The sequence below is a fragment of the Cupriavidus basilensis OR16 genome, assembly GCF_000243095.1.
In the GTDB taxonomy this organism is placed as follows: domain Bacteria; phylum Pseudomonadota; class Gammaproteobacteria; order Burkholderiales; family Burkholderiaceae; genus Cupriavidus; species Cupriavidus basilensis_D.
In genome coordinates, this window is sequence record NZ_AHJE01000054.1 from 44,753 (window position 1) to 68,516 (window position 23,764).

Consider the following 23,764-nt stretch of genomic DNA (forward strand, 5'->3'; position numbering starts at 1 on the left):
TGCCACAAAGCAGGAAGACTGAGATTGAGCCCTCGGCGTCTCCCGCCGAAGGCGTTTCTTCCCGCTACCACGTCTTGCGCATGACGTGCGGCCACCTCCCTCCCGCCGCCGGATCCTCCATCATTGAAGCGCTACCGCAAATCATTGCCCGATACCGCGATACCGCGATACCGGCCACCTTGAGTCCTCCCTTCCTGCTTCGTGCTGTCGGACGCCAACCGATAGCCGGCGTCTTGCCATCAGGCTATAAGTTGAGGACAAACCACTGTAGGAGACAACCATGAAAGGAGACATTCATGTGATGCCCGCAACTGGAAAGCGATGGGCAGTTGACGTGGAGAGCACTGAGCAAAGCGTGGTCTTTTACGACACAGAGCAAGAAGCCATCGACGCCGGGAAAGCGAAAGCTAGGCGTAACCAGGTTGAATTGCTGATCCATGGCCTGGATGGCCGCGTTCGCGAGCGCGATATGCACGGCCGCAACCCACGGAAAAACTGGGGATAGCTACTACTGGCGCGCAAAAAGCACCGTGCCCCGTGAAGATCCAGGATGACGGGAAGCAGATCGCGGTGATCTGCCATGGTGCGAGGAAACACCAACTGAAGCCGCGCCGATGCCACGCGGACTACCGCTACCGGATAGTCCGGGGCCGCGGGTGGGACGGCGCGGCCTTTCGTTTGCGGCCCTGCCCCACACGCCTACACGCCTACACGCAGGCATGCCTTTTGCCCTAATTTTCCCATCCCGGTTGCGGCACTGCCGGCCACCGGCGGGCCTGATTGCGAGCGGCCAGCCACACCCCGCCGCCGGCAAAGCGTTACGCAGTTTTCTGCATAACCAGCGAGAATCGCGGCGCTAACGATACATGCGGAATCTACCGATTGAGCGGAGGAATTACTTGTAGTTATTACAAGGGGAACCCGATCAGTTGCCGGAGATCAGATCGACAACGCACTCAACAGACCCGCCAGTCAGCCGATTTTCCGAACGGCGATCTCCAGGTCAAAAGGACGGTAGGCAAGAGATCGACCTTCACGCTGGCGATCTCCGCCCATTGCCACGCGCGCGGCCGGCTGCGCCGCTCGATCCCTGATATCGCTGAGCTCGCCATGAACGTCCTGCCCTCTCAAGATTCCACCAGGCGCCCTTTGATCCTCAATGTCGACGACAGCGACGGTGCGCGCTACGTCAAGGGCCGCATCCTGCGGCGCGCGGGCTTCTGGGTGCTGGAGGCGGCCAGTGGCCAGGCCGCTCTGTCGCTGGTGCGACAGCATGCACCGGACCTGGTGCTGCTCGATGTGAAGCTCCCTGATATCAATGGGCTGGAAGTGTGCCGGCTGATCAAGAGCGACCCGGAGACCGCCGGCACGCTGGTGCTGCAGACCTCGTTCCTGTACATGAGCCCATCGTTCGCGCAGCTATGGGGCCACCCGATCGATGACTTGAGACATGACCCGCGCAGTTGGCTGGAATGCGTGCAGGCAGAGGACCGCGAGCGCATGAAGGTGGCCTTCGACGCGATGATGATCGACGGGCATATGGATGCCGAATTCCAGCTGGTGCGCGGCGACGGCAAGGTGCGCGAAGTCCGCGCCCGCGCGTTCCCGGTCTCCAATACCGCAGGCGTCTTTTACCGCGTGGCAGGCATCTGCCAGGACATCACCCAGCAGAAACGCGCCGAGCGCATGCTGCTGAAAGAAGACCGCCGCAAGGACGAATTCCTCGCCATGCTGGCCCACGAGCTGCGCAATCCGCTGGCGCCGATGCGCAGCGCTGCCGACTTGCTGATGAGCTGCACCCCCTCGCGCGAGGACACCTTCAAGGCGCGCGACGTCATCGCCCGCCAGTTGCACCACTTGACCCGGCTGGTCGACGACCTGCTCGACATCTCGCGCTTCACCCAGGGCCGGATCGTGCTGCACGACGACCTGGTCGAGCTACGCACCGCGCTGAACACCGCAGTGGAAGCCGTGCGCCCGTTGATCGATTCGCGCGGCCATACACTTCGGCTGAGTGTGCCAGAAGGGCCGATGCCCGTACGTGGGGACCTGGTGCGGCTGACCCAGATCTTCAGCAACCTGTTGCACAACGCCGCGCGCTATACGCAACCAGGCGGCCAACTTGCGCTCGAAGTCGCGAGCGACGGCAACGTGCTCATTGTCAGGGTGCGGGACAACGGACCCGGGCTATCGCCGCAGGCGCTGCAGGCCATCTTCGATCCGGGCACCGCGCAACACGGCGACAAGGCCCAGGCCATCTCCGGCCAGGAGGGCATGGGCATCGGGCTCTCGCTGGTACAAAAGCTGGTCAAGCTGCATGGCGGCAGTGTCCATGCCGAGAGCGCCGGGCCGGGCCTGGGCTCCACCTTCGTGGTGGAGCTGCCCGCCCAGCCTTGGCAGAGCTGGCAGCCCAAGGTGGGCAAGCGAGCGTCCCCGATGGGAGCGCCACGCAAGGTGATGATCGTGGACGACAATATCGATGCGCTGGAAGCGATGGCCGTGACGCTGGAAGCGATGGGCCACATGGTGGTGACGGCCATCGACGGCCCTGTCGCCATCGTGCGTGCGGTCGAGTCGCAGCCCGACGTCATCCTGCTCGATCTTGGCATGCCGGCCATGGACGGTTTCGAGATTGCACGCCGCCTACGCGCCATCCCGGAACTACAACATGTACACCTGGTGGCCGTGACCGGCTACGGCCAGCCGGCCGATCGCAAGCGTACGGCGGAGGCCGGCTTCGATCGCCATCTGGTCAAGCCGGTCGACCTGGAAGCGCTGTTGCGCATCCTGGACGAACTTGGGGAGGCAGCTTGAGGGATGCCCCGCCCTTGCCTCTCAATCGCGGCCCAAGCCCGCACCGGACCAGCCGCGCTCCCCCCGGAGAGAAACATGCAGATCCAGTTCCATATCACGCCCGAGCCTGACCAGGCACCGCCCCCGCCGGAGGTTCCACCGCCTGAAGTGCCCGACCCGGACCCGCCCGCGCCGGTCAAGGACCCACCGCCCGGTGACCTGCCCTCGCCTGCGCCTCAGCGCGCAAACAAGGGATCGGCAAAGGATGGCGCGGCGCAAGCGGCGGGCACCGTGCACTTTATGGCGCAACCGGTAAAAGGTACGAGGTTGGAGCCAGATCAGCGGGGCGCGCAATGTATCGGGAAGCAGACCGAGATGCACACCGATAGGCTGCCCGTCGAGCAGCGATGGCCTTCTGCCGTCATGCGTGCTCCCTGAGTCTCGGCCAGCCGCCTCGCCAGCAGCAGCGCGGAACCCTGGCGCGGTGCATGCACATCGTCCGGCCCTGTGCGCCTGCGGAGGAAGTCCGCTAGAACCGCGATGCGTTCGTCCCTGCGGGCATCGCTGGGCGCACGGCATTCGGTAATCCGCAGGCGGATATGGCCGGCCTCGGGCGCCAGGTGCGCCTCAATCGTATCGGCGCTGCGCGCATGCCGGACACAATGCTCCAGCAAATAACGCAGTAGTGGATCGAGGCGGAGCGGGTCGGCGTCGATGATAAAGACATTCTGCAACCCCGCGGCATCCGGACTGCCTGGCGCCTGTTTTCCGTCCGGGCCGTCCAGATGCGCCACCGCCAGGATCAAGCCACGCGCTTCGGCGGCGGGGCGTACCGCCTCCATTGCCGTGCCCAGCGCAGCCAGCAGGTCGATGGGCTCCCAGCGCGGCGGGCTGTCGTCGGCAAGCAGCGCGACCGCCTCTTCCATGTGTTCGATTAACGCCAACTGCTGCTGCATGCCGGTGCGGATACCCGCCAGCGCGCGTTGCGCCGGCGTGGACGGTATGTCGAGCGAACGGTCCAGCACATAGACCCAGCTTTGCACGCCATTGAGCGCGGAGCGCAGGTCATGCGCAACCTGCCCAATCAGCGTGGCGACCTCAACGCCCTGGACCGGTTCCAGTGGCACCGGCATCAGGTGGGCTTCGTGCCCGGGTTCGCCGGGCTCGGGCCGATCCAACGCGCCTCGGTCGTCGGAAGGATTGGTTTGCTGCGACATCGATACCTTGTACTGGCTGCGTGCTCGCCCAGTAGCCAAGCAATTAGCATACCGCACGCAAAAAATGATCGCTACGCACGTGCGGGTCAACCATGCAATCCGGGCACTCGCCCGGCAGGATATTGTCTAGGATCAGAGACGTAGAGACGTAGAGACGTAGCGGTGCCCAGCCCGGCGCACCAGCTTCTTGCATGCCATCCCGCGCGGCCCGGTCGCGCGCGCCAGCGGCCGATGCCGCCAGGAGGATCCCGATGACGGAAGATTCCGAGCCGAACGCCCCGCCCCCCTCGCCGCCTGCCTCGCAGCCCGGACACGACACCCGCACCGCGATGTCCAGTGCCACCATCCGGCGCGCCTTTCTCGATCATGTGTTCTATACGCAGGGCAAGCTCCCGGGGCTGGCCAGCGGCAACGATCTTTACCAGGCCCTGGCCCACACGGTGCGCGACCGACTGGTGCAGCGCTGGATCAGCACGGCGGAGGCCTACCTTGGCCAGCCTTCCCGTACCGTGGCCTACCTCTCCGCGGAATTCCTGATGGGGCCGCACTTGGGCAACAACTTGATCAACCTTGGCATCTGCGACGAAGTACGGGAAGCGATGGCGGAACTTGGCCTCGACCTGGACGAAATCCTGGCGCAAGAGGAAGAGCCAGGGCTGGGCAACGGCGGCCTGGGCCGCCTGGCGGCCTGCTTCATCGATTCGCTCGCCACCCTGGAGACGCCGGCGCTGGGCTACGGCATCCGCTACGAGTACGGCATCTTTCACCAGTCCATCGTCGACGGCATGCAGGTGGAGAGACGACCGTGGGCACTATCGCGTGCGTTGGGTACCGGACAAGACCGTGGTGGGTGTTCCCTTTGACTCGCCGATCCTCGGCTACCGCGTGAATACCGTGAACACGCTGCGCCTGTGGCGCGCGGAGGCCACCGAGGCATTCGACTTCAACGTGTTCAACCGGGGCGACTACCTCGGAGCGGTCAGCAAGAAGGTGACCTCGGAAAACCTGACCAAGGTGCTTTACCCGAACGACGAGACCTTGCAGGGCAAAGAGCTGCGGCTGGAGCAACAGTATTTCTTCGTCTCGTGCTCGCTGCAGGATATGCTGCGCCTGCTGGATGCGCACGGCATTGCGCTGACGTGTTTTCACGATAAATTTGCCGTGCAGCTCAACGACACCCATCCCTCGATCGGCATTGCCGAGCTGATGCGCCTGCTGGTGGACGAGCACGACGTGCCATGGGACCAGGCCTGGGAGATCACCCGGAGCGCCTTTGCCTACACCAACCATACGCTGCTGCCCGAGGCGCTGGAGCGCTGGCCGCTACCGCTGTTTGCACGCATCCTGCCGCGCCACCTGGAGATCATCTACGAGATCAACGCGCGCTTCCTGGATGAAGTCAGGATCCGTTTCTACGGCGACGAATCGCGCTTGGCGCGCCTGTCGCTGATCGACGAAAGCGGCCCGCGCTATGTGCGCATGGCACATCTTGCCTGCGTTGGCAGCCATGCCATCAATGGCGTGGCCGAACTGCACTCGCGCCTGATGCAGCAAGACGTGCTGAAGGACTTCCACGAAATGTGGCCGGAGAAGTTCACCAGCATCACCAACGGCGTCACGCCGCGGCGCTGGATCGCGCTGGCCAACCCGCGACTTACCAAGCTGGCCTGCGACGCCATCGGCGACGGCTGGATACGCGATCTCTCGGGGCTGCGTGCGCTCGAACCCTACGCCGACGATCCTGCCTTCCGTCATCAGTGGCAAGCGGTCAAGCGTGCCAACAAGGCGGACCTGGCGCGCCTGATCCGCGAGCGCACCGGCGTGGCGGTCGACCCCGACTCGATGTTCGACGTCATGATCAAGCGCATCCACGAATACAAGCGGCAACATCTCGCCGTATTGCATATCGTCGCGCTTTACCATCGCATCAAGTCCGACCCGCATGCCGACATCGCGCCGCGCACCTTCCTGTTTGCTGGCAAGGCCGCGCCCGGCTACCACTACGCCAAGCTGATGATCCGCTTCATTACCGCGGTGGGCGAGGTGATCAACCGCGATCCGCAGGTGCACGACCGGCTCAAGGTAGTGTTCCTGCCGAACTTCAACGTGACTTACGGGCAACGCATCTACCCCGCCGCCGATCTCTCGGAACAGATCTCGCTGGCGGGCAAGGAGGCCTCCGGCACCGGCAATATGAAGTTCGCCATGAATGGCGCCATCACGATCGGCACCATGGACGGCGCCAATATCGAGCTGCGCGAGCATATCGGCGCCGACAATTTCTTCTCGTTTGGCCTGACCGCGTCGGAGGTCTATGCACTCAAGGCGGCCGGCTACCGGCCGGGAACGTTCTACGATGGCAACGCCGAATTGCGCGCGGTGATCGGGCTGGCGCGGCAGGGCTTCTTCGCCAAGGGCGACGCGGCCGTGTTCCAGCCGCTGTTCGACGACCTGCTGCAGCACGATCCGTACCTGTTACTGGCGGACTTCGCCTCCTACCTGCATTGCCAGCAGGACGTCAGCGCCGCGTTTGCCGACCAGGAGCGCTGGCAGCGCATGTCGGTGCTATCGTCGGCGCGCTCCGGGTATTTTTCGTCCGACCGCGCGATCAAGGAGTACTGCTCGCAGATCTGGCACGTTCACCCGGTGCCAGTGCCCTTGCTGCAGCAGGCGGGAGACGCGCTCGCCGCGCAGCGACGGCGCCGCCGGCTCACCCATGCATGACATGCATGCCAGCCGGCACGCTGGCTCTAGTTCGGCGTCGTGATGCCGCCGTGCGTGGCGCCCGAGCGATTGGCGCGCAGCCGCTCGGGCAACTCGCCCCTCGATGCATACTCCTCCAGGCGGTTGTACAAAGTCTTCAGGCTGATGCCAAGTATCTCGGCGGCGTGCTTCTTCACGCCGGCGCACTGCTCCAGCGTGGCAAAGATCAACTGGCGGTCGGCATCGGCCAGGGACATGCCCACCGGCACCGACACCATGGTGGCGGCGGCCGCGCTTGACGCCGCCGCCTGCAGCGGCACGAGAGCGTCGGAGATCAAGTCCTGGTCGGCCATGATGTAAGCCCGCTGCACGAAGTTGCGCAGCTCGCGCACATTGCCGGGCCATGCATGCAGCAGCAAGCTGTCCAGCAGCGCCGAGGCAAAGCGACGCTGCGTGCCGTGCTCACCGTTCATCTGTTCCAGTAGGGTATTGGCGATCTGCACCACGTCATTGCCCCGCGCGCGCAGCGGCGGCAGCTCGATCGGGAAGACATTGAGTCGGTGATAGAGGTCGGCGCGCAGCTTGCCGTCGGCCACCGCCTCTTCCGGATTGCGGTTGGTGGCCGCCACCACGCGCACATCCGCGTGCAACTCGCGGTTGGTGCCGACCCGCATGAATGCGCCGGACTCCAGCACGCGCAACAGCTTGACCTGCAGCTCGACGGGCATCTCGGTGATTTCGTCGAGAAAGAGGGTACCGCCGTCGGCCCGCTCGAAATAGCCCTTGTGCTGGCGCTCGGCGCCCGTGAAGCTGCCGCGCTCGTGGCCGAACATCTCAGACTCGATCAGCGCGGGGGAAATGGCGCCGCAATTGACGGGCAGGAAGGGCTGGCGCCGGCGCTCCGAGAGCTCGTGCAGGGTCTGCGCGGCCAATTCCTTGCCGGTGCCGCTCTCGCCCACGAGAAACACGGTAGCCTCGGTGGGCGCAACCTTGGCAAGCTGGTCGTAGACCACCTGCATGGCGTCCGAACTGCCGAGCAGCCTGCCGAAGCGGCCGTAGCGGCGCAGCTCGCCGCGCAGCGAATAGATCTCCGCCTTCAGGTCGCCCGTGGTTGCGATGCGCTTCAGGACTGTGCGCAGCCGCGTCACGTTGATCGGCTTGACCAGGTAATCCGTGGCGCCCATGCGTAGGGCATCCACCGCGGATTCCACGCTGGCGTAGCCAGTCATCAGGATCACCTCTACCCCCGCGGTGCCGACCTCGTTGAATAGGCCCATGCCGCTACCGTCAGGCAACTTCAAATCCGCCAGCACCGCATCGGGCATCTGCCAGCCGATTTGCAGGCTGGCTTCGCGCAGATCGCCAGCGGTGGCGGAGGTAAAGCCTTCGGTCGCAACGATTTCCGATAATGCGGCACAGGTATTTTCGTCGTCATCGACGATCAGGATGTGAGGCATAGATTTCGTATCCGTAGCGTACAACCCCGCCGAATCCGCCGACACTGGGCCACGGCAAGCACGATCCCGGCCCTATGTCAGAACATACGGCAATGATGAGTCACAGCGCGAAGTGTAAATCCGACGATAGATCTCATTTTATGCAGCCGCCAGCAGCAGCGGTACCGGTGTCTGTCTGACAACGCCGCGCCCGTGCGGCGGCGAACGCCGGAACAGCGCAAAACAGTGGCCTATCGCCATCCCAAGCGATAGGATTGAGTTGCATCCCTCCTATGGGAGGGCGCGAGCCACCCGCCCGCCGACCCGGCCGAAGGCAGGCGCCCCCGACCATTCAATGACAAGCAGAAATCCATCCTCCTCTGCCCCACTCCCTGCCACGCCTGCCCGCGACGCACCGTGCCGCGGCGTTGTCCAGAGCCCAACGGCCCTGTTGTGGCAAAGCGCTTCGCCTGTCATGCAGATGCTGCTGGCGCAGATCGACCGCGTGGCCGCCACCGAAGTCACGATGCTGGCGGTCGGCGAGAGTGGCACCGGCAAGGAGCTGGTGGCCCGTGCGGTGCACGACCGGGGAGTCCGCCGGGCTGGGCCGTTCGTCGCGGTCAACTGCGCCGCGATTCCCGCCACCCTGATCGAGTCGGCATTGTTTGGCCATGAGAAAGGCGGGTTCACCGGTGCCACACAGCAAAAGGCGGGTTACTTCGAGCAGGCCCGCGGCGGCACGCTATTCCTGGACGAAGTCACGGAGATGGCGGCCGAGATGCAGATCAAGCTACTGCGGGTGCTGGAAACGCGCGCCTTCCATCGCGTCGGCCGCGCCCCATCCTCTCCGAGCTGCAGCGCCAGGCGCTGATGCAGCGCGCCTGGCCCGGCAACGTGCGCGAGCTCCGGAACACCATCTACCGCGCCTTTATCCTGGCGGACCGCGTCATCGATATCGCCAACCCCAGTATCGCTACCCAGCCGCCCCGCCCCAATACGCTGGACCGCTTTGTTAACGTGCCCATCGGCACCTCGCTGGCGAACGCGCAGCGCGAGCTCATCCTGGCCACGCTGGCGCGTTTCGGCGGCGACAAGCGGCAGGCAGCGCGCTCCCTGGGCATCAGCCTCAAGACGCTCTACAACCGTCTCGACACCTATCGCGCGAACTGAATCCCGCCTTGCGGCGAGGCGGACACGGCTCTTCTTGCTTGGCAACCCGCTGGACATCCTCACCGGCTGCCGGCAAGAGCCCCCCGATCCTCTCGCCTGCCGCCGTCCACCGCGCAGCGACGATGCGCCCTGCCCCTCCTTGCGCACCCTCCTGCCGTAAGTGCAGCGCACTGGCCAGCGCGCATGCGCGTTTCTGCCAGAATGGCCGCCGCCAGACTATAGTTTTTACACTGTCTGCCTCACCCCGCACCGCAAGCCTCGCGCTGCACACCTCATGCGTTCCGGCCGCGCGGCCTTGGCATTGCTGGCTTGCCCGGGATTCCCATCAGCCTCGGCACTTGCCTGGCACGCACTTCGCATAGCCAGTGAGACGCAATATCCTGCCGCGCTGAGGTGGACAGCCCCGACCCGCAGGGAAAAACGCGACAGCAAGGCGAACCGCCGCAAGCGCCAGCACGCGCCGTGCCAGCACAGCGGCACCTAACCATCACTTTCCATCGCCGCTATCCACCATAGGCATTGGATATCGAAGGAGTTCCACCTTGATCCCGAGCATGCCATTTGTGGCCTTCGAGGCAATCCCGCCCGGCGGTGGACTGCTTACGGCCGCTCCGGCCTGACGGCAACCGGCGGGAAGAGAACATGCGAATCTGCCAGATAGACCTGTCGGCCACCCTGCTTGATGGCGCCCCCGTTGCAAATGCCGATGCACTGGGCCGCGCCGCGGCGCTTGGCTTCGACCATGTCCTGCTGGCAGGCTGGCCGGTACTGCACGCACAGGGCGCCGCGCTGGCACGGGCCGTTGCGGCCTGCCGCGCGCACGGCCTGTCGTGCCTGCTGGAGCTTGCCCTGGACCGCTACCCAGACGGCGGCGCCGGCCTGGATCCCGGCTGGCGCGAGCCCGGCGGCCTGGCCGCGGATCCGCGTGACACCGACATCCATCTGCCCGGCGTACGCCTGCGCTGGCACGATCCGCAAGTTGCATCGGCATTGGTGCCGTGGTGGGGCGAACGCCTGCGCATGACAGTGGCGGCCGGCATTGCCGGCTTTGTCTGCCGCGCGCCGGCACGCGTCGCCGGGCGGCACTGGGCTGAACTGATTGCCGGCGCTCGCCGCGCCGCGCCTGGCCGCGGCCTGGCTTTCCTGGCGTGGACGCCTGGCCTGGCGCCGACGCAACTCGACGACCTCGCGCAGGGCGGCTTCGACGGCGCCTTCTGCTCGCTGCCGTGGTGGGATTACCGCAGCGCCTGGCTCACCGAAGAAATCGCGCGCCTGCGCACCTTCGGCGCCGTGCTGGCCGCGCCGGCGCTGGAAGCGCAGGGCATCGACGCGCTGGTTGCGCGGCGCGCCCTGTGGGCCGCCGCCGCCATCGGCGATGGCCTGCTGGCGCCGGCCGGATTCGAAGCCGGCGGCGACGGCGAAACCACGCAACCCTACGATCTTTCCCACGAGGTAATCCACGCCAACGCCTGGCTGGCTGCGCGCGGCTGCGCACCGGCGCGCAGCTTGCGGCTGGTAAACGGTGGCAACTCGCCGCTCACTGTGCTCACGCGCATGGCCGGCGCCGCCGGCGAGGACGCCACGGCACTGGCTATCGTCATCAATCCCGATACCCAGGAGGCCGCCACGCTCGGCGCCGACCGCATCCTGGCCGCGCTGCCACAAGGCGTGGGCGCGCTGCTGCCGGCCGAGGGAGGGCCAGGTGGGGCGGATCATGCCGGGGCCATGCTCGACGCCATGGCCAATATCGCGCTTGCACCGGCCGGCATCCGGCTCTACCGCCCGGTGCCCAGTGCCGTGCAGGCCGCGCCCGCGCGGCGCGATGACAAGCGCATTGCCGCTGCCGTGCGCGACACGCTGGAAAGAAGCGTGGCCGCCGCCCTGAAAGCGCCGCGCATCGCCATCGAGAACGTGACGCCGGCCTGCGATGCCGGGCGCTTCGCGGTACGCCGTGTGGCCGGCGAGCGGGTGGAGGTGGAAGCCGATATCTGGATGGACGGCCATGACAAGCTGGCCGCGGTGTTGCTGTGGCGCGGCCCCGGCGAGCAGGAGTGGCAGCAATCCGCGCTGGAGCCCGGCGTCAATGACCGCTGGAGCGGTAGTTTCCCTCTACGCGGGATGGGCCGCCACGAGTTTACGGTGGAAGCATGGCGCGACACGTTCGCCAGCTGGTGCGACGAAGTCGGCAAGAAGAAGCAGGCCGGCCTGGACGTGGCGCTGGAGATCGAGGAAGGCTCGCGCCTGGTGGCCGCGGCGGTGAGCACGGCGCCCGCGGACGATGCCGAGGTGCACGCCATTGCAGCCGAGCTGGAAGCTGCGCGCGGCAATCCCGGCGGCGATGCGCACCGGCTGGAGCTGCTGCTGTCGCCGCGTACCCGCGCCGCCATGCAGGCCGCCGATCCGCGCCCTTTCTCCACGCGCCACCCGGTGGTGCTGCCAGTGGAGGCGGACCGGCTCGCGGCGCGCTTCGCCAGCTGGTATGAGCTGTTCCCGCGCTCGCAGAGCGGCGACACGCAGCGCCACGGCACCTTCGACGACGTCATCGCGCGGCTGCCTGCCATCCGTGCCATGGGCTTTGACGTGCTGTACTTCCCGCCCATCCATCCCATCGGCCGCACCCATCGCAAGGGCCGCAACAACAGCCTGCGCGCCGACCCCGGCGAGCCGGGCAGCCCTTATGCCATCGGCGGGGAAGAAGGCGGCCACGATGCGATCCACCCGGAGCTGGGCACCTTTGACGATTTCAGTCGCCTGCGCGAGGCCGCCGCCGCCGAGGGCCTGGAGCTGGCGCTCGACTTCGCCATCCAGTGCTCGCCCGACCATCCCTGGCTGCGCGACCATCCGGCGTGGTTTGCGCACCGGCCCGACGGCTCGCTGCGCTACGCGGAAAACCCGCCCAAGAAATACGAGGACATCGTCAACGTCGATTTCTACTGCAAGCCACCGGCGGACGCCGCGCTGTGGCTGGCGCTGCGCGACGTCGTCGTGTTCTGGGCCGAACAAGGCGTGCGTATCTTCCGCGTGGACAACCCCCACACCAAGCCGCTGCCGTTCTGGGAATGGATGATCGCCGACGTGCGCTCACGCTTTCCCGACGTGCTGTTCCTGGCCGAGGCGTTCACACGGCCCAAGATGATGGCGCGCCTGGCCAAGCTCGGCTTCCATCAGTCGTACACGTACTTCACCTGGCGCAACCACAAGCGCGAGTTGATGGAGTACATGACCGAACTCACGCAAGGTCCGCTGCGCGAGTATTTCCGGCCGCACTTCTTCGTCAATACGCCGGATATCAACCCCTACTTCCTGCACGATAGCGGCCGGCCGGGCTTTTTGATACGGGCCGCGCTGGCTACCCTGCTGTCGGGGCTGTGGGGCATGTACAGCGGCTTCGAGCTGTGTGAAGGCACGCCGGTAATGAAGGATGGCGTGCCCAAGGAAGAGTATCTGGACTCAGAGAAGTACCAGTTGCGCGCATGGGACTGGCAGCGGCCCGGCAACATCATTGCCGAGATCTCGCGGCTGAACGCGATTCGTGCCAGCCACCCGGCTCTGCAGAATCACCTCGGCCTGCGCTTCTACCACGCCAGCGACGACGCGATGCTGTACTTCGCCCGCTTCGTGCCGCGCGTGTCCGGGCTAGCCGGCAGCGCCGAGCGTGCCGCCAGCTTCGGCGACGATGTGCTGCTGGCGGCGATCAGCCTGGACCCCCGCGCCGCGCGCGAGTCGGCAATCGAGCTGCCGCTGTGGGAATGGGGCCTGCCCGACCACGGCGCGCTGGACGCCGAAGACCTGATGCATGGACCTCGCTTTACCTGGCGGGGCAAGAACCAGCGTATCCGCCTGGACCCGCACGCCCTGCCGTTCGCTCTGTGGCGTGTCCAGCCGCTGCGCGCGGGACTAGCATGAAACGCCTGACTGAACCCGGGAGCACGGCCCTGCTCAACGCCGACCCGCTCTGGTACAAGGACGCGGTCATCTACCAGTTGCACATCAAGTCCTTCTTTGATGCCAACGGCGATGGCGTGGGCGACTTCGCCGGCCTGTCGGCCAAGCTCGACTACCTTGTCAACCTGGGAATCAACACTGTCTGGCTGCTGCCGTTCTATCCCTCGCCGCGCCGGGACGACGGCTACGATATCGCCGACTACCGCAGTGTCCACCCCGACTACGGCACCCTGGGCGAGGCGCGCCGCTTTATCGCCGCGGCGCACGCGCGCGGCCTGCGCGTGATCACCGAACTGGTCATCAACCACACCTCGGACCAGCACCCCTGGTTCCAGCGCGCACGCCGCGGCAAACCCGCCTCGGCGGCGCGCAACTATTACGTCTGGTCAGACACCGATCAGACCTACGCCGGCACGCGCATCATCTTCTGCGACACCGAGAAATCCAACTGGAGCTGGGACCCGGTGGCCAGTGCGTATTTCTGGCACCGTTTCTATTCGCATCAGCCAGACCTGAATTTCGACAATCCACAGGTGTTGCGCGAGGTCATGTCGGTGATGCGTTTCTGGCTCGATATCGGCGTCGACGGCCTGCGGCTCGACGCCGTGCCCTACCTGGTCGAGCGCGAGGGCACCAGCAACGAGAACCTGCCCGAGACCCACGCCATCATCAAGCAGATTCGCGCGCACCTGGATGCCGAGTACAGCGGCCGCCTATTGCTGGCCGAGGCCAATATGTGGCCCGAGGATGCCCAGCAGTATTTCGGCGGCCCCGGCTCACCGGCCGAATCCACGTCGCCGATCTCGCCGGCGCTCACGGGGCATTTGTACCCCGCAGTCCCTGCCATGAACAATGCCGGCGAACTGAGCAACGAAGGCACCGCGGTACTGGGAGACGAGTGCCATATGTCGTTCCACTTCCCGCTGATGCCACGCATGTACATGGCCATTGCGAGGGAGGACCGCTTTCCCATCACCGACATCATGCGGCAGACGCCGGAGATCCCGCCCAACTGCCAGTGGGCGATCTTCCTGCGCAATCACGACGAGCTGACGCTGGAAATGGTCACCAGCGCCGAGCGCGACTACCTGTGGGAGGTCTATGCCTCCGATCGCCGCGCGCGCATCAACCTCGGGATCCGGCGCCGCCTGGCGCCGTTGATGGAGCGCGACCGCCGCCGCATCGAGCTGATGAACAGCCTGCTGTTCTCCATGCCGGGGACGCCCGTGATCTATTACGGCGACGAGATCGGCATGGGCGACAATATCCACCTGGGCGACCGCGACGGCGTGCGCACGCCCATGCAATGGTCGCCCGACCGCAACGGCGGCTTTTCCCACGCCGACCCCGAACGCCTGGTGCTGCCGCCGCTGCAGGGCCCGCTCTACGGCTATGAAGCCGTCAACGTGGAGGCCCAGACCCGCGACCCGCATTCGCTGCTCAACTGGATGCGCCGCATGCTGGCGCTGCGCCGCCAGCACCGCGCCTTCGGGCGCGGCACGCTGCGCTTCCTGTTTCCCGGCAACCGCAAGATCCTGGCCTACCTGCGCGAGTTCGAGGGCGAGCATATCCTGTGCGTGGCCAACCTGGCGCGGGCGCCACAGGCGGTGGAACTGGATCTCTCCGCCTTTGCCGGCCGCGTGCCGGTGGAAATGATGGGCGCCACCCCCTTTCCCGCGATCGGCCAGCTTACCTATCTGCTGACGCTGCCGCCTTATGGGTTCTACTGGTTCGTGCTGAGCGAAGAAGCCCAGCCGCCTTCCTGGCATGTCGATGCCCCCGAGCAGATGCCCGATCAAGTCACGCTAGTGATCCATAGCGCCGCGCAGACCGAGCTGACCGAAAGTTCGCGGCGCACGCTAGCCAACGAGGTATTGCCGCACTACATCCGGCGGCGGCGCTGGTATGGCGCCAAAGGCGAGCGGATCGGCAGCGTGAACATCGCTTACGCCATTGCGTTCGGCCGCGGCACCGCAGGCGAGGAAACCTATCTGTGCGAAATGGAGCTGGCGCTGGACACCCGCGCGGAGTGCTACCAGCTGCCGGTGGGGCTGCTGTGGGACCGCGAAGGTGCGGGCGAAAGCGCCTCGCAGCTGGCGCATTCGCTGTCCATGGCCCGCGTGCGCAAGGGCAGCCGGGTTGGCTTGGTCACGGATGGCTTTGCCGTGGAGTGCTTTGCCCGCGAGGTGGTGCGCGCGCTGCGCGCCGGGACCGAGCTGCCGAGCCCGCGCGGCCCGATTCGCTTCCTCGCCGAATCTGGCCTGGCGGGGCTGCCACTGGAAACGGATGAGGTCCAGTGGATGTCAGCCGAGCAATCCAACAGTTCGCTGTCCTATGGCAATTCGGCAGTGCTCAAGCTGGTGCGCCGTATCGCCCCGGGCATCCATCCCGAGGCCGAGATGACCCGCTATCTGACCGCCCAGGGCTACCGCAATTCGGCCCCGCTGCTGGGCGAGGTGGTGCGCACCGGCACCGATGGCGCGCCGCGTACGCTGCTGCTGCTGCAGGGCTACATCCTCAACCAGGGCGATGCGTGGGGCTGGACCCTCGACTATCTCGGCCGCGCCATCGACGATGCCGTGCCGTCCGAGGACAGCGAGGAGGAGTTCGCCGAGGCCTTGACTGGGTATGCCACGGTCGCCGGCACGCTCGGCCAGCGTCTGGCGGAGCTGCACGCGGTGCTGGCGCGTCCGTCCGACGATCCCGCCTTCGCGCCCGCCGCAGCCCACGAGGCACAGGCGCTGCAGTGGGCCGAGGAAGCCATGGCCGAGCTGGACCGCGCCATGGCCCTGCTCGAAAAGCGTGCCGGCGAACTTGCACGCCAGGCCCGCAACGATCGCTTTGCCGCCGACATCGATACCCTGCTCGCCGCCCGGGAAACGTTGCCACGGCTGGCGGCCCGGCTCGCCGCGGCGGCCCCCGGCAGCCTGCAGACGCGCATTCACGGCGACTTCCACCTGGGCCAGGTGCTGATCGCGCAGAACGATACCTACCTGGTCGACTTTGAAGGCGAGCCGGGTCTGCCGCTGGACTGGCGCCGACGCAAGACTTCACCGCTGCGCGATGTGGCGGGGCTGCTGCGCTCCCTCGACTATGCCGCGGCCACGGTCGGCACAGACCGCCACGAGCGCACCCATGCCGCCCTGCCGCCCGCCCAGGCCCAGCGCCGCGAGGCGCTGCTCGACCGCTTCCGCACGACCGCCAGCGAAGCCTTCCTGGCCGGATACCTGCAGATCGCCGCAGCCGCCCCGCAGCCATGGGTCGAGCCAGAGCAGGCGCGAGCCTTGCTCGACCTCTTCCTGCTCGAGCGGGCCGCCTACGAGGTGGGCTACGAAGCGGCCAACCGCGCGACGTGGATCGACCTGCCTGTCAATGGCCTGGCGCGGCTGATCCGCAAACTCACAGGCGCTGCCGAGGACAGCAGTGAACAAGACTGAGAGCATCCCGCCCCCCGGCGGCCCAAAGGACCAGCACGCCCCCCGGGACATGCCCGGCGCAGGACCCGCGCCGCCGCCTCCCCTGGCTAACACGGACCTGGAGGCGCTGCTGGCGGCACGCCATGCCGACCCCTTCGCCGTACTCGGGCCGCACCCCGCGGCAGGCCACACCGTGGTGCGCGCCTGCCTGCCGGGCGCGCAGACGGCGTGGCTCGCCACCGCCGACGGCACCCGGCTGGCGGGGCTCGAACGGCTTCACCCTGGCGGCATCTTCGCCGGAGCCCTGCCCGGCTCCGCGGGCGCGCGCGACTATCGCCTCGGCATGCGCTGGCCGGACGGCAGCGAGCAGGTCAGTGCCGATCCCTACGCCTTCGGGACCTTGTTGGGCGATCTGGACCTGCACCTGATTGCCGAGGGGCGCCATTTCGAGCTGGGCCGCTGCCTGGGCGCGCAGGCGCAAGTCCTGGACGGCATCGACGGTGTGCGCTTTGCCGTATGGGCGCCCAATGCCCGGCGAGTCTCGGTGATCGGCGACTTCAACGGCTGGAACCCGGTGCGCCACCCGATGCGGCTACGCCATGGCGCCGGCATCTGGGAGCTGTTCATTCCCTGCGCGATGGGCGCCGCCCCGGGCAGCCGCTACAAGTTCGACCTGCTCGGGGCCCACGGCGAGCCGCTGCCCGACAAGGCCGACCCGGTGGCACTGGCTACCGAGGCACCGCCGGCCACCGCCTCGGTGGTCGCGCAGCCGGGTACATCGGCGCCGCCGTATGCCTGGCACGACCAGGCCTGGATGCGCCATCGTGCCATCACCGACGCGCACGCCGCGCCCATCTCCATCTATGAAATGCACGTCACCTCCTGGCTCGCCGAGGTCAACAATCCCGTGCACGGCTGGGAACGCCTGGCCGCCCGGTTGATCCCGTATGTGCGCGAGCTGGGGTTCACCCATGTCGAGCTGCTGCCGGTGATGGAGCATCCTTTCGGCGGATCCTGGGGCTACCAGCCGCTGTCGCTGTTTGCGCCCACCGCGCGCCTGGGGCCGCCGCAGGCGTTCGCCGCCTTCGTCGACCGCTGCCACGAGGCGGGCATCGGCGTGGTCCTGGACTGGGTGCCGGCGCATTTCCCCACCGATCCGCACGGGCTGGCCGAGTTCGACGGCACCGCGCTCTACGAATACCAGGACCCGCGCGAGGGCTTCCACCAGGACTGGAACACGCTGATCTACAATCTCGGCCGCAACGAAGTGCGCGGCTTCATGCTGGCCAGCGCCCTGCACTGGCTGGAGCAATACCATATCGACGGCCTGCGCGTGGATGCGGTGGCGTCGATGCTGTACCGCGACTATAGCCGCGAGCCCGGCCAGTGGGTCCCCAATCGTTTCGGCGGGCGCGAAAACCTGGAGGCCGTGGCCTTCCTGCGCGAGCTCAATACCCTGGTGCGCGAGCGCTGCCGTGGCGCCATGACCATCGCCGAGGAATCCACCGCCTGGCCCGGGGTGACCGCGTCGGTGCAAAGCGGCGGGCTGGGCTTCACCTTCAAGTGGAACATGGGGTGGATGCACGACACGCTGCGCTACCTTTCCCACGAGCCCGTGCACCGCGCCTGGCACCACCAGGACATGACCTTCGGCATGGTCTATGCCTGGTCGGAGGCCTTTGTGCTGCCGCTCTCGCATGATGAAGTCGTGCATGGCAAAGGCTCGATGATCGGCAAGACGCCCGGCGACCATTGGCAGCGCTTTGCCAGCCTGCGCGCCTATTACGGCTTCATGTGGACGCACCCCGGCAAGAAGCTGCTCTACATGGGTGCGGAGTTTGCCCAATGGCGCGAGTGGAACCACGACACCGAGCTGGACTGGTCGTTGCTGGAGCAGCCCGAGCACCGCGGCATGCAGGCGCTGGTGCGCGACCTGAACCGCCTGCACCGGGAACTCCCGGCGCTGCATGCGCTGGACCACCGGCCCGAGGGCTTCGGCTGGGTGGTGGGCGACGACAGCCGCAACAGCGTTTTCGCCTATCTGCGCCGGGCCGCGCTTGGCAGCCGCGACGTGGTACTGGCGGTGGTCAACATGACGCCCGTGGTGCGCCACGGCTATCGCCTGGGCGTCCCGTTCGCGGGCCGCTGGCAGGAGTGCATCAACACCGATGCCGCCTGCTATGGCGGCAGCAACGTGGGCAACGGCGGCGAGGTCCCAGCCACCGCCACGCCCTCGCACGGCCTGCCCGCATCGCTCACGCTCTGCCTCCCGCCGCTGGCCACGCTGGTCCTGCGCTATATCCCGGAAGGAGCCTGACTTGCCCCCGGCCCCTGCCACCCGCATGCTGCACGGCAAGCCAACCCCGCTCGGCGCGCACTGGGATGGGCTCGGGATCAACTTTGCCGTGTTCTCCGCCAATGCCGCGCGGATCGACCTGTGCCTGTTCTCTGCCAACGGCCGCAAGGAGCTGGCGCGAATCACGCTGCCGGAATGCACCGACGAGATCTGGCACGGCTACCTGCCGCACGCTGCGATCGGCACGGTTTACGGCTATCGCGCGTTTGGTCCTTATGAGCCGGCACATGGGCACCGTTTCAACCCGCACAAGCTGCTGCTCGATCCCTATGCGCGGCAGTTGAGCGGGCCGGTGCGCTGGTCCGAAGCGCTGTTCGGCTACCGGCTGCAAAGCCCGCGCGCCGACCTCACGCCAGACCGCCGCGACAACGCCCCCGCCATGCCCAAGGCAGTGGTGGTGGACACCAGCTTCCACTGGGGCGACGACCGCGCGCCGGACGTGCCGTGGGAGAAAACCGTCCTCTACGAAGCGCATCAGCGCGGCCTGTCGATGCTGCGCCATGACCTGCTGCCGCACACGCGCGGCACCTTCGCCGCGCTGTGCGATCCGCATTTTATCGACCACCTGTGCAAACTGGGCGTCACCGCCGTGGAACTATTACCCGTCCACGCCTTCCTGCAGGACCGCTTCCTGGTGGAGCGCGGCCTGCGCAACTACTGGGGCTACAACACGCTGGCTTTTTTCGCGCCGGAGCCGGCCTATCTCAGCAACGGGCAGCTCAACGAATTCAAGGTGGCGGTGCGGCGGCTGCACGCGGCGGGCATCGAAGTTATCCTCGACGTGGTCTACAACCATACCTGCGAGGGCAACGCGCTCGGCCCGACAGTATCGTGGCGCGGGCTGGACAATGCCAGCTACTATCGGCTCATGCCGGGCGACGAACGCCACTACATCAACGACACCGGCTGCGGCAACACACTCAACCTGTCGCATCCGCGCGTGCTGCAGATGGTAATGGATTCACTACGCTACTGGGTCGAGTGCTTCCATGTCGACGGCTTCCGCTTCGATCTCGGCACCACACTGGGACGCGAGGGCACCGGCTTCGACCCCGGCGCGGGCTTCTTCGACGCCATCCTGCAGGATCCCGTGCTGTCACGCGTCAAGCTGATCTCCGAGCCCTGGGACCTTGGCCCCGGCGGCTACCAGTTGGGCAACCACCCGCCCGCCTTTGCCGAATGGAACGACAAGTTCCGGGATACCGTGCGGCGCTACTGGCGCGGCGACGCCGGCCAGCGCGGCGACCTGGCCGCGCGCCTGGCCGGCTCGGCCGATCTGTTCGACCGCCGCCACCGCAAATCTTGGGCCTCCGTGAACTTCATCACCGCACACGACGGCTTCACGCTGGCCGATCTCGTCAGTTACAGCGCCAAGCGCAACGAAGCCAACCTGGAGGAAAACCGCGACGGCACCGACGACAACGCCAGCGCCAACTGGAGCCCGGACGGCAGCGTGGAAGGCCCCACCGACGACCCGGCGATCCTCGAGACGCGCGGCCGCGTGGCGCGCGCGCTGATGTCCACGCTGCTGCTCTCCCATGGCACGCCAATGGTCACCGCCGGCGACGAATGGGGCCGCAGCCAGGGCGGCAACAACAATGCCTACTGCCAGGACAATGAGCTCTCATGGCTGGACTGGGACCACGCCAGCAGCACCGCCGGCGGTGCCATGACGGCCTTTGTCAGCCGCCTGCTGACGCAGCGCCGGCGCCTGTACGCGTTCGCCGAAGCCCGCTTTGCCCATGGGCGCCGCGAGCTGGAGCCGGGGCTGGCCGACATCGCCTGGTTCGATACCGATGGCCACCCGCTCAGCCCCGAGCAATGGTCCAGCCCGGACGGCCGCACTCTGGCCATGCGACGTACCGCCGCCGGCCCGGACGGCGAGATCCAGGTAACCCTGCTGCTGCTCAACGCCGGAAACGAGGACGTCAGGTTCCGCCTGCCCGAGCCTGCTCAGTGCTGGCAACGGCTGCTGGACAGCAGCCAGCCCGATGCGCCCGAGGCAAGCGTCGACACACCTGGCGTGACGGTGCCCGCGCATGCCGTCGCGCTGCTACTGGCCGTGCCGCCCAGCGACGCGGACTCCCAATGGAGTTAGTCGAATCCGTTCCCTGGCCGTCGAAGGAGGCCGCATCATGAATGCCTTGCCATCGCGGCCGTCGCCGAAGCCGTTATTCGGCCCAAGCCGGCTAGAGGACGGACGCATGCGCTTTCGCCTGTGGGCACCCGATGCGGCCGCCAGCGGGCAGCGCATACGGCTGGAGATCGCAGGCATGGGGCCGGTGCCGATGTGCGCCGCCGCGCCGGGTCCGGACGAATGCCAAGGCTGGCTGGAAGCGATCGCGCCGTGCTGCCCCGGCGCGCGCTACTGGTTCCGGCTCGACGACGGCAGCACGGTGCCTGATCCCGCCTCGCGCGCCCAGGCGATCGACATCGACGGTCCCAGCCTGGTCTGCGACCCGCACGCCTACACCTGGTGCCACCCGTACTGGCATGGCCGCCCCTGGCACGAGGCGATCATCTACGAGATGCACGTTGGCCTGTGCGGAGGCTATGCCGGCGCCACGCGGCAACTGCCGCGCCTGGCCGCGCTCGGCTTCACAGCGGTGGAACTGATGCCGCTGGCTGAGTTTCCCGGCGCGCGCAACTGGGGCTACGACGGCGTGCTGCCGTTCGCACCGGAATGCAGCTATGGCAAGCCGGACGATCTGCGCGCGCTGGTGGATTGCGCGCACGGCCTGGGCATGATGGTGCTGCTCGACGTGGTCTACAACCACTTCGGCCCGGAAGGCAATTTCCTCCACCAGTACGCCAGCGCGTTCTTCCGCGGCGATGTGCGCACCCCATGGGGGCCGGCCATCGATTTCCGCCAGCCCGAGGTGCGCCGCTTCTTCACCGAAAATGCGCTCTATTGGCTGGAGGACTTCCGCTTCGACGGATTGCGCCTGGACGCCGTGCACGCCATCGTCGACGAAGGCTGGCTGCGGGAACTGGCGGACGAGGTGCGCGCGCGCCATCCCGGACGGCATGTCCACCTCGTGCTCGAGAACGACGACAACGACGCCTCGCTACTCGCGGCGGGCTTCGACGCGCAGTGGAACGACGACGGCCACCACGCCCTGCATGTGCTGCTGACCGGCGAGCGCGATGGCTACTATGGCGATTATGCCCGGCCGGCCGGCGAAGCGCGTGCCGACGATGCGCCCGCCACCCCCGCGCTGGCCCATCTCGCCCGCGTGCTGGCCGAAGGCTTTGCCTACCAGGGAGAGGTCTCGCCCACGCGCGGTATACGGCGCGGCCAGGCCAGCGCCGCGCTGGCGCCCACGGCCTTCGTGCTGTTCCTGCAAAACCACGATCAGACCGGCAATCGCGCGCTAGGCGAGCGCTTCACCCGGCTGGCACGGCCGGACGCGCTGCGCGCGGCGGTCTTGCTGCAATTGCTGGGTCCGCGGCGAGGAGTACTGGTGCGCAACGCCGTTCCTGTATTTCACCAGCCACCCGCCCAAGCTGGCGGCGGCCGTGCGCGCCGGCCGCTGCCGGGAGTTCGGCACCGTGACGGCCTTCAGCGATCCGCAGCACGCGGCGCTGATCCCCGATCCGAACGACCCAGCAACCTTCGAGGCGTCGCGTCCCCCGCTCGAAGACGACAACGCGTGGAGCCATTATTACCGCGCGCTGCTGGCCATCCGGCGGCGCGACCTGGTGCCGCGCCTGCCAGGCTGCGCAACCCCGGCCTGCGCATCGTCGGCGAGGCGGCGCTGGCCGCAAGCTGGCGCTGGGCGATGGCGCGCTGCTCACGATCTCCCGGCCGGCTGCTGGCCCAAAGCCGCGAAGGCGCCGCGCAGGCTCTGGCCGACGGGGCGCTGCCGGCCGCCACCGCGATTGCCTGCCTGGATGCTCCCGCTCACCCGTAACGAGGCCAGCATGGATCCCGCCGCCTTACCTCGTACCGCACATGACGATGCCTTGCAGGCGCTGCATACCCTTGCCGCCCGGGCCGGCCTGTTGGTCCATTGGGAAGACGCCCAGGGCCGCGCCCGCGAGGTCGAGCCCGAGGTGCTGCGCGCCATCCTCGGCCGGTTCGGGCTGCCCAGCGCCACCGTAGGCCAGTGCGAGGCGGCACGCGCCCAACTCGCGGCTGAGGACGCCATGCAAACGTTGCCGCCGCTGATTACCGCGGACCAGTACCAAGCCGTGCCGATCCCGTCGGGACATACCCTCTGGCACCCTGCGCGTACCGGGCATCGCCGCCAGCGGCTATCACCGGCTACTGCTCGGCGATGCCGAAGTCACGCTAGGCGTAGCGCCGGCGCGCTGCTTCGGGGTGGCCGACGCGTTGCGCGCCAGGCAACATGATGAGCACGATGACGGTAGCCGGCGGCCTTGGGGCCTCTCGGTGCAACTGTATTCCCTACGCCGCGGCGCAGCGACGGGACTGGGCGACCTCACCGCGCTGGCACGGTTCTGCGAGGCCGCCGCGCGCGCAGGCGCCGACACGGTCGCCATCAATCCGCTGCACGCCGGTTTTGCCGCCTTGCCACAGCGCTACAGTCCCTACGCGCCGTCCAGCCGGCTGTTTCTCAACCCGCTCTATGCCGACCCCGCCGCCGCCTTCGGCCAGCCTGCCGTCGCGCAGGCCGAAGCAGCACTGGGCCTGCGCGCGGCCCTGCAGGCGCTCGAAGCGCGCACCGAGATCGACTGGCCCGCGCTGGCCAGGCGCGCAACGCC

The 23,764-nt window shown here is 67.3% G+C and carries 10 protein-coding genes and 3 pseudogenes; 11 read left to right on the plus strand and 2 right to left on the minus strand.

Annotated features, from left to right (window positions below; all coding sequences use genetic code 11):
- The first annotated feature begins 280 nt into the window (after positions 1-280).
- A complete protein-coding gene (locus tag OR16_RS20725; RefSeq protein ID WP_006159917.1) occupies positions 281-505 on the plus strand; it encodes a DUF2188 domain-containing protein in 225 nt (74 codons plus the stop codon).
- Between the two features lie 605 nt (positions 506-1,110).
- Positions 1,111-2,814, plus strand: coding sequence for a response regulator (locus OR16_RS20730; protein WP_050983045.1), 1,704 nt, complete (start codon positions 1,111-1,113; stop codon positions 2,812-2,814).
- Between the two features lie 317 nt (positions 2,815-3,131).
- Here the strand turns inward: OR16_RS20730 and OR16_RS20735 are convergent, their stop codons facing one another.
- Positions 3,132-4,010 carry a sensor histidine kinase gene (locus tag OR16_RS20735; RefSeq protein WP_006159919.1) on the minus strand — a complete coding sequence of 293 codons (879 nt, stop codon included), beginning with the start codon at positions 4,008-4,010 and terminating at the stop codon, positions 3,132-3,134.
- A 599-nt stretch (positions 4,011-4,609) separates the two neighbouring features.
- Between OR16_RS20735 and OR16_RS20740 the strand changes: the two are divergent.
- Positions 4,610-6,734, plus strand: a pseudogene (locus OR16_RS20740) (glycogen/starch/alpha-glucan phosphorylase).
- A gap of 26 nt (positions 6,735-6,760) precedes the next feature.
- On the opposite strand, the gene OR16_RS20745 reads toward OR16_RS20740, so the two are convergent.
- Positions 6,761-8,170 (minus strand): sigma-54-dependent transcriptional regulator, encoded by a 1,410-nt coding sequence (locus OR16_RS20745; protein WP_006159920.1) that lies wholly within the window; start codon positions 8,168-8,170, stop codon positions 6,761-6,763.
- A gap of 334 nt (positions 8,171-8,504) precedes the next feature.
- Here OR16_RS20745 and OR16_RS47345 point away from each other — a divergent pair.
- The 8 genes and pseudogenes from OR16_RS47345 to OR16_RS46110 form a co-directional block, all read left to right on the plus strand.
- Positions 8,505-9,319 (plus strand): annotated as a pseudogene (locus OR16_RS47345) (sigma 54-interacting transcriptional regulator).
- Positions 9,320-9,961: 642 nt separating this feature from the next.
- Positions 9,962-13,225, plus strand: a complete 3,264-nt coding sequence (locus tag OR16_RS20755; RefSeq protein WP_006159921.1) for an alpha-1,4-glucan--maltose-1-phosphate maltosyltransferase — start codon at positions 9,962-9,964, stop codon at positions 13,223-13,225.
- The gene (locus OR16_RS20760; RefSeq protein ID WP_006159922.1) at positions 13,222-16,701 is read left to right on the plus strand and encodes a putative maltokinase; all 3,480 of its coding nucleotides are present in this window, start codon (positions 13,222-13,224) and stop codon (positions 16,699-16,701) included. Before OR16_RS20755 ends, OR16_RS20760 begins: the two co-directional genes overlap by 4 nt.
- A 49-nt stretch (positions 16,702-16,750) precedes the next feature.
- Positions 16,751-18,997: a 1,4-alpha-glucan branching protein GlgB gene (gene glgB, locus OR16_RS20765; protein WP_006159923.1), complete on the plus strand. Its 2,247-nt coding sequence runs from the start codon at positions 16,751-16,753 to the stop codon at positions 18,995-18,997.
- Positions 18,998-19,022: 25 nt separating this feature from the next.
- Complete coding sequence (gene glgX, locus OR16_RS20770; RefSeq protein ID WP_006159924.1) at positions 19,023-21,134, plus strand: glycogen debranching protein GlgX; 2,112 nt, start codon at positions 19,023-19,025, stop codon at positions 21,132-21,134.
- Between the two features lie 76 nt (positions 21,135-21,210).
- A pseudogene (gene treZ / locus OR16_RS20775) lies at positions 21,211-22,950 on the plus strand (malto-oligosyltrehalose trehalohydrolase); the annotation flags it as partial.
- Positions 22,951-22,960: 10 nt separating this feature from the next.
- On the plus strand, positions 22,961-23,392 hold the full coding sequence (locus OR16_RS46105; protein ID WP_237717144.1) for a hypothetical protein: 432 nt from the start codon (positions 22,961-22,963) through the stop codon (positions 23,390-23,392).
- Between the two features lie 40 nt (positions 23,393-23,432).
- Positions 23,433-23,764, plus strand: a 332-nt coding sequence (locus tag OR16_RS46110) for a 4-alpha-glucanotransferase (RefSeq protein WP_237717145.1), incomplete at its 3' end; no start/stop codon positions are given.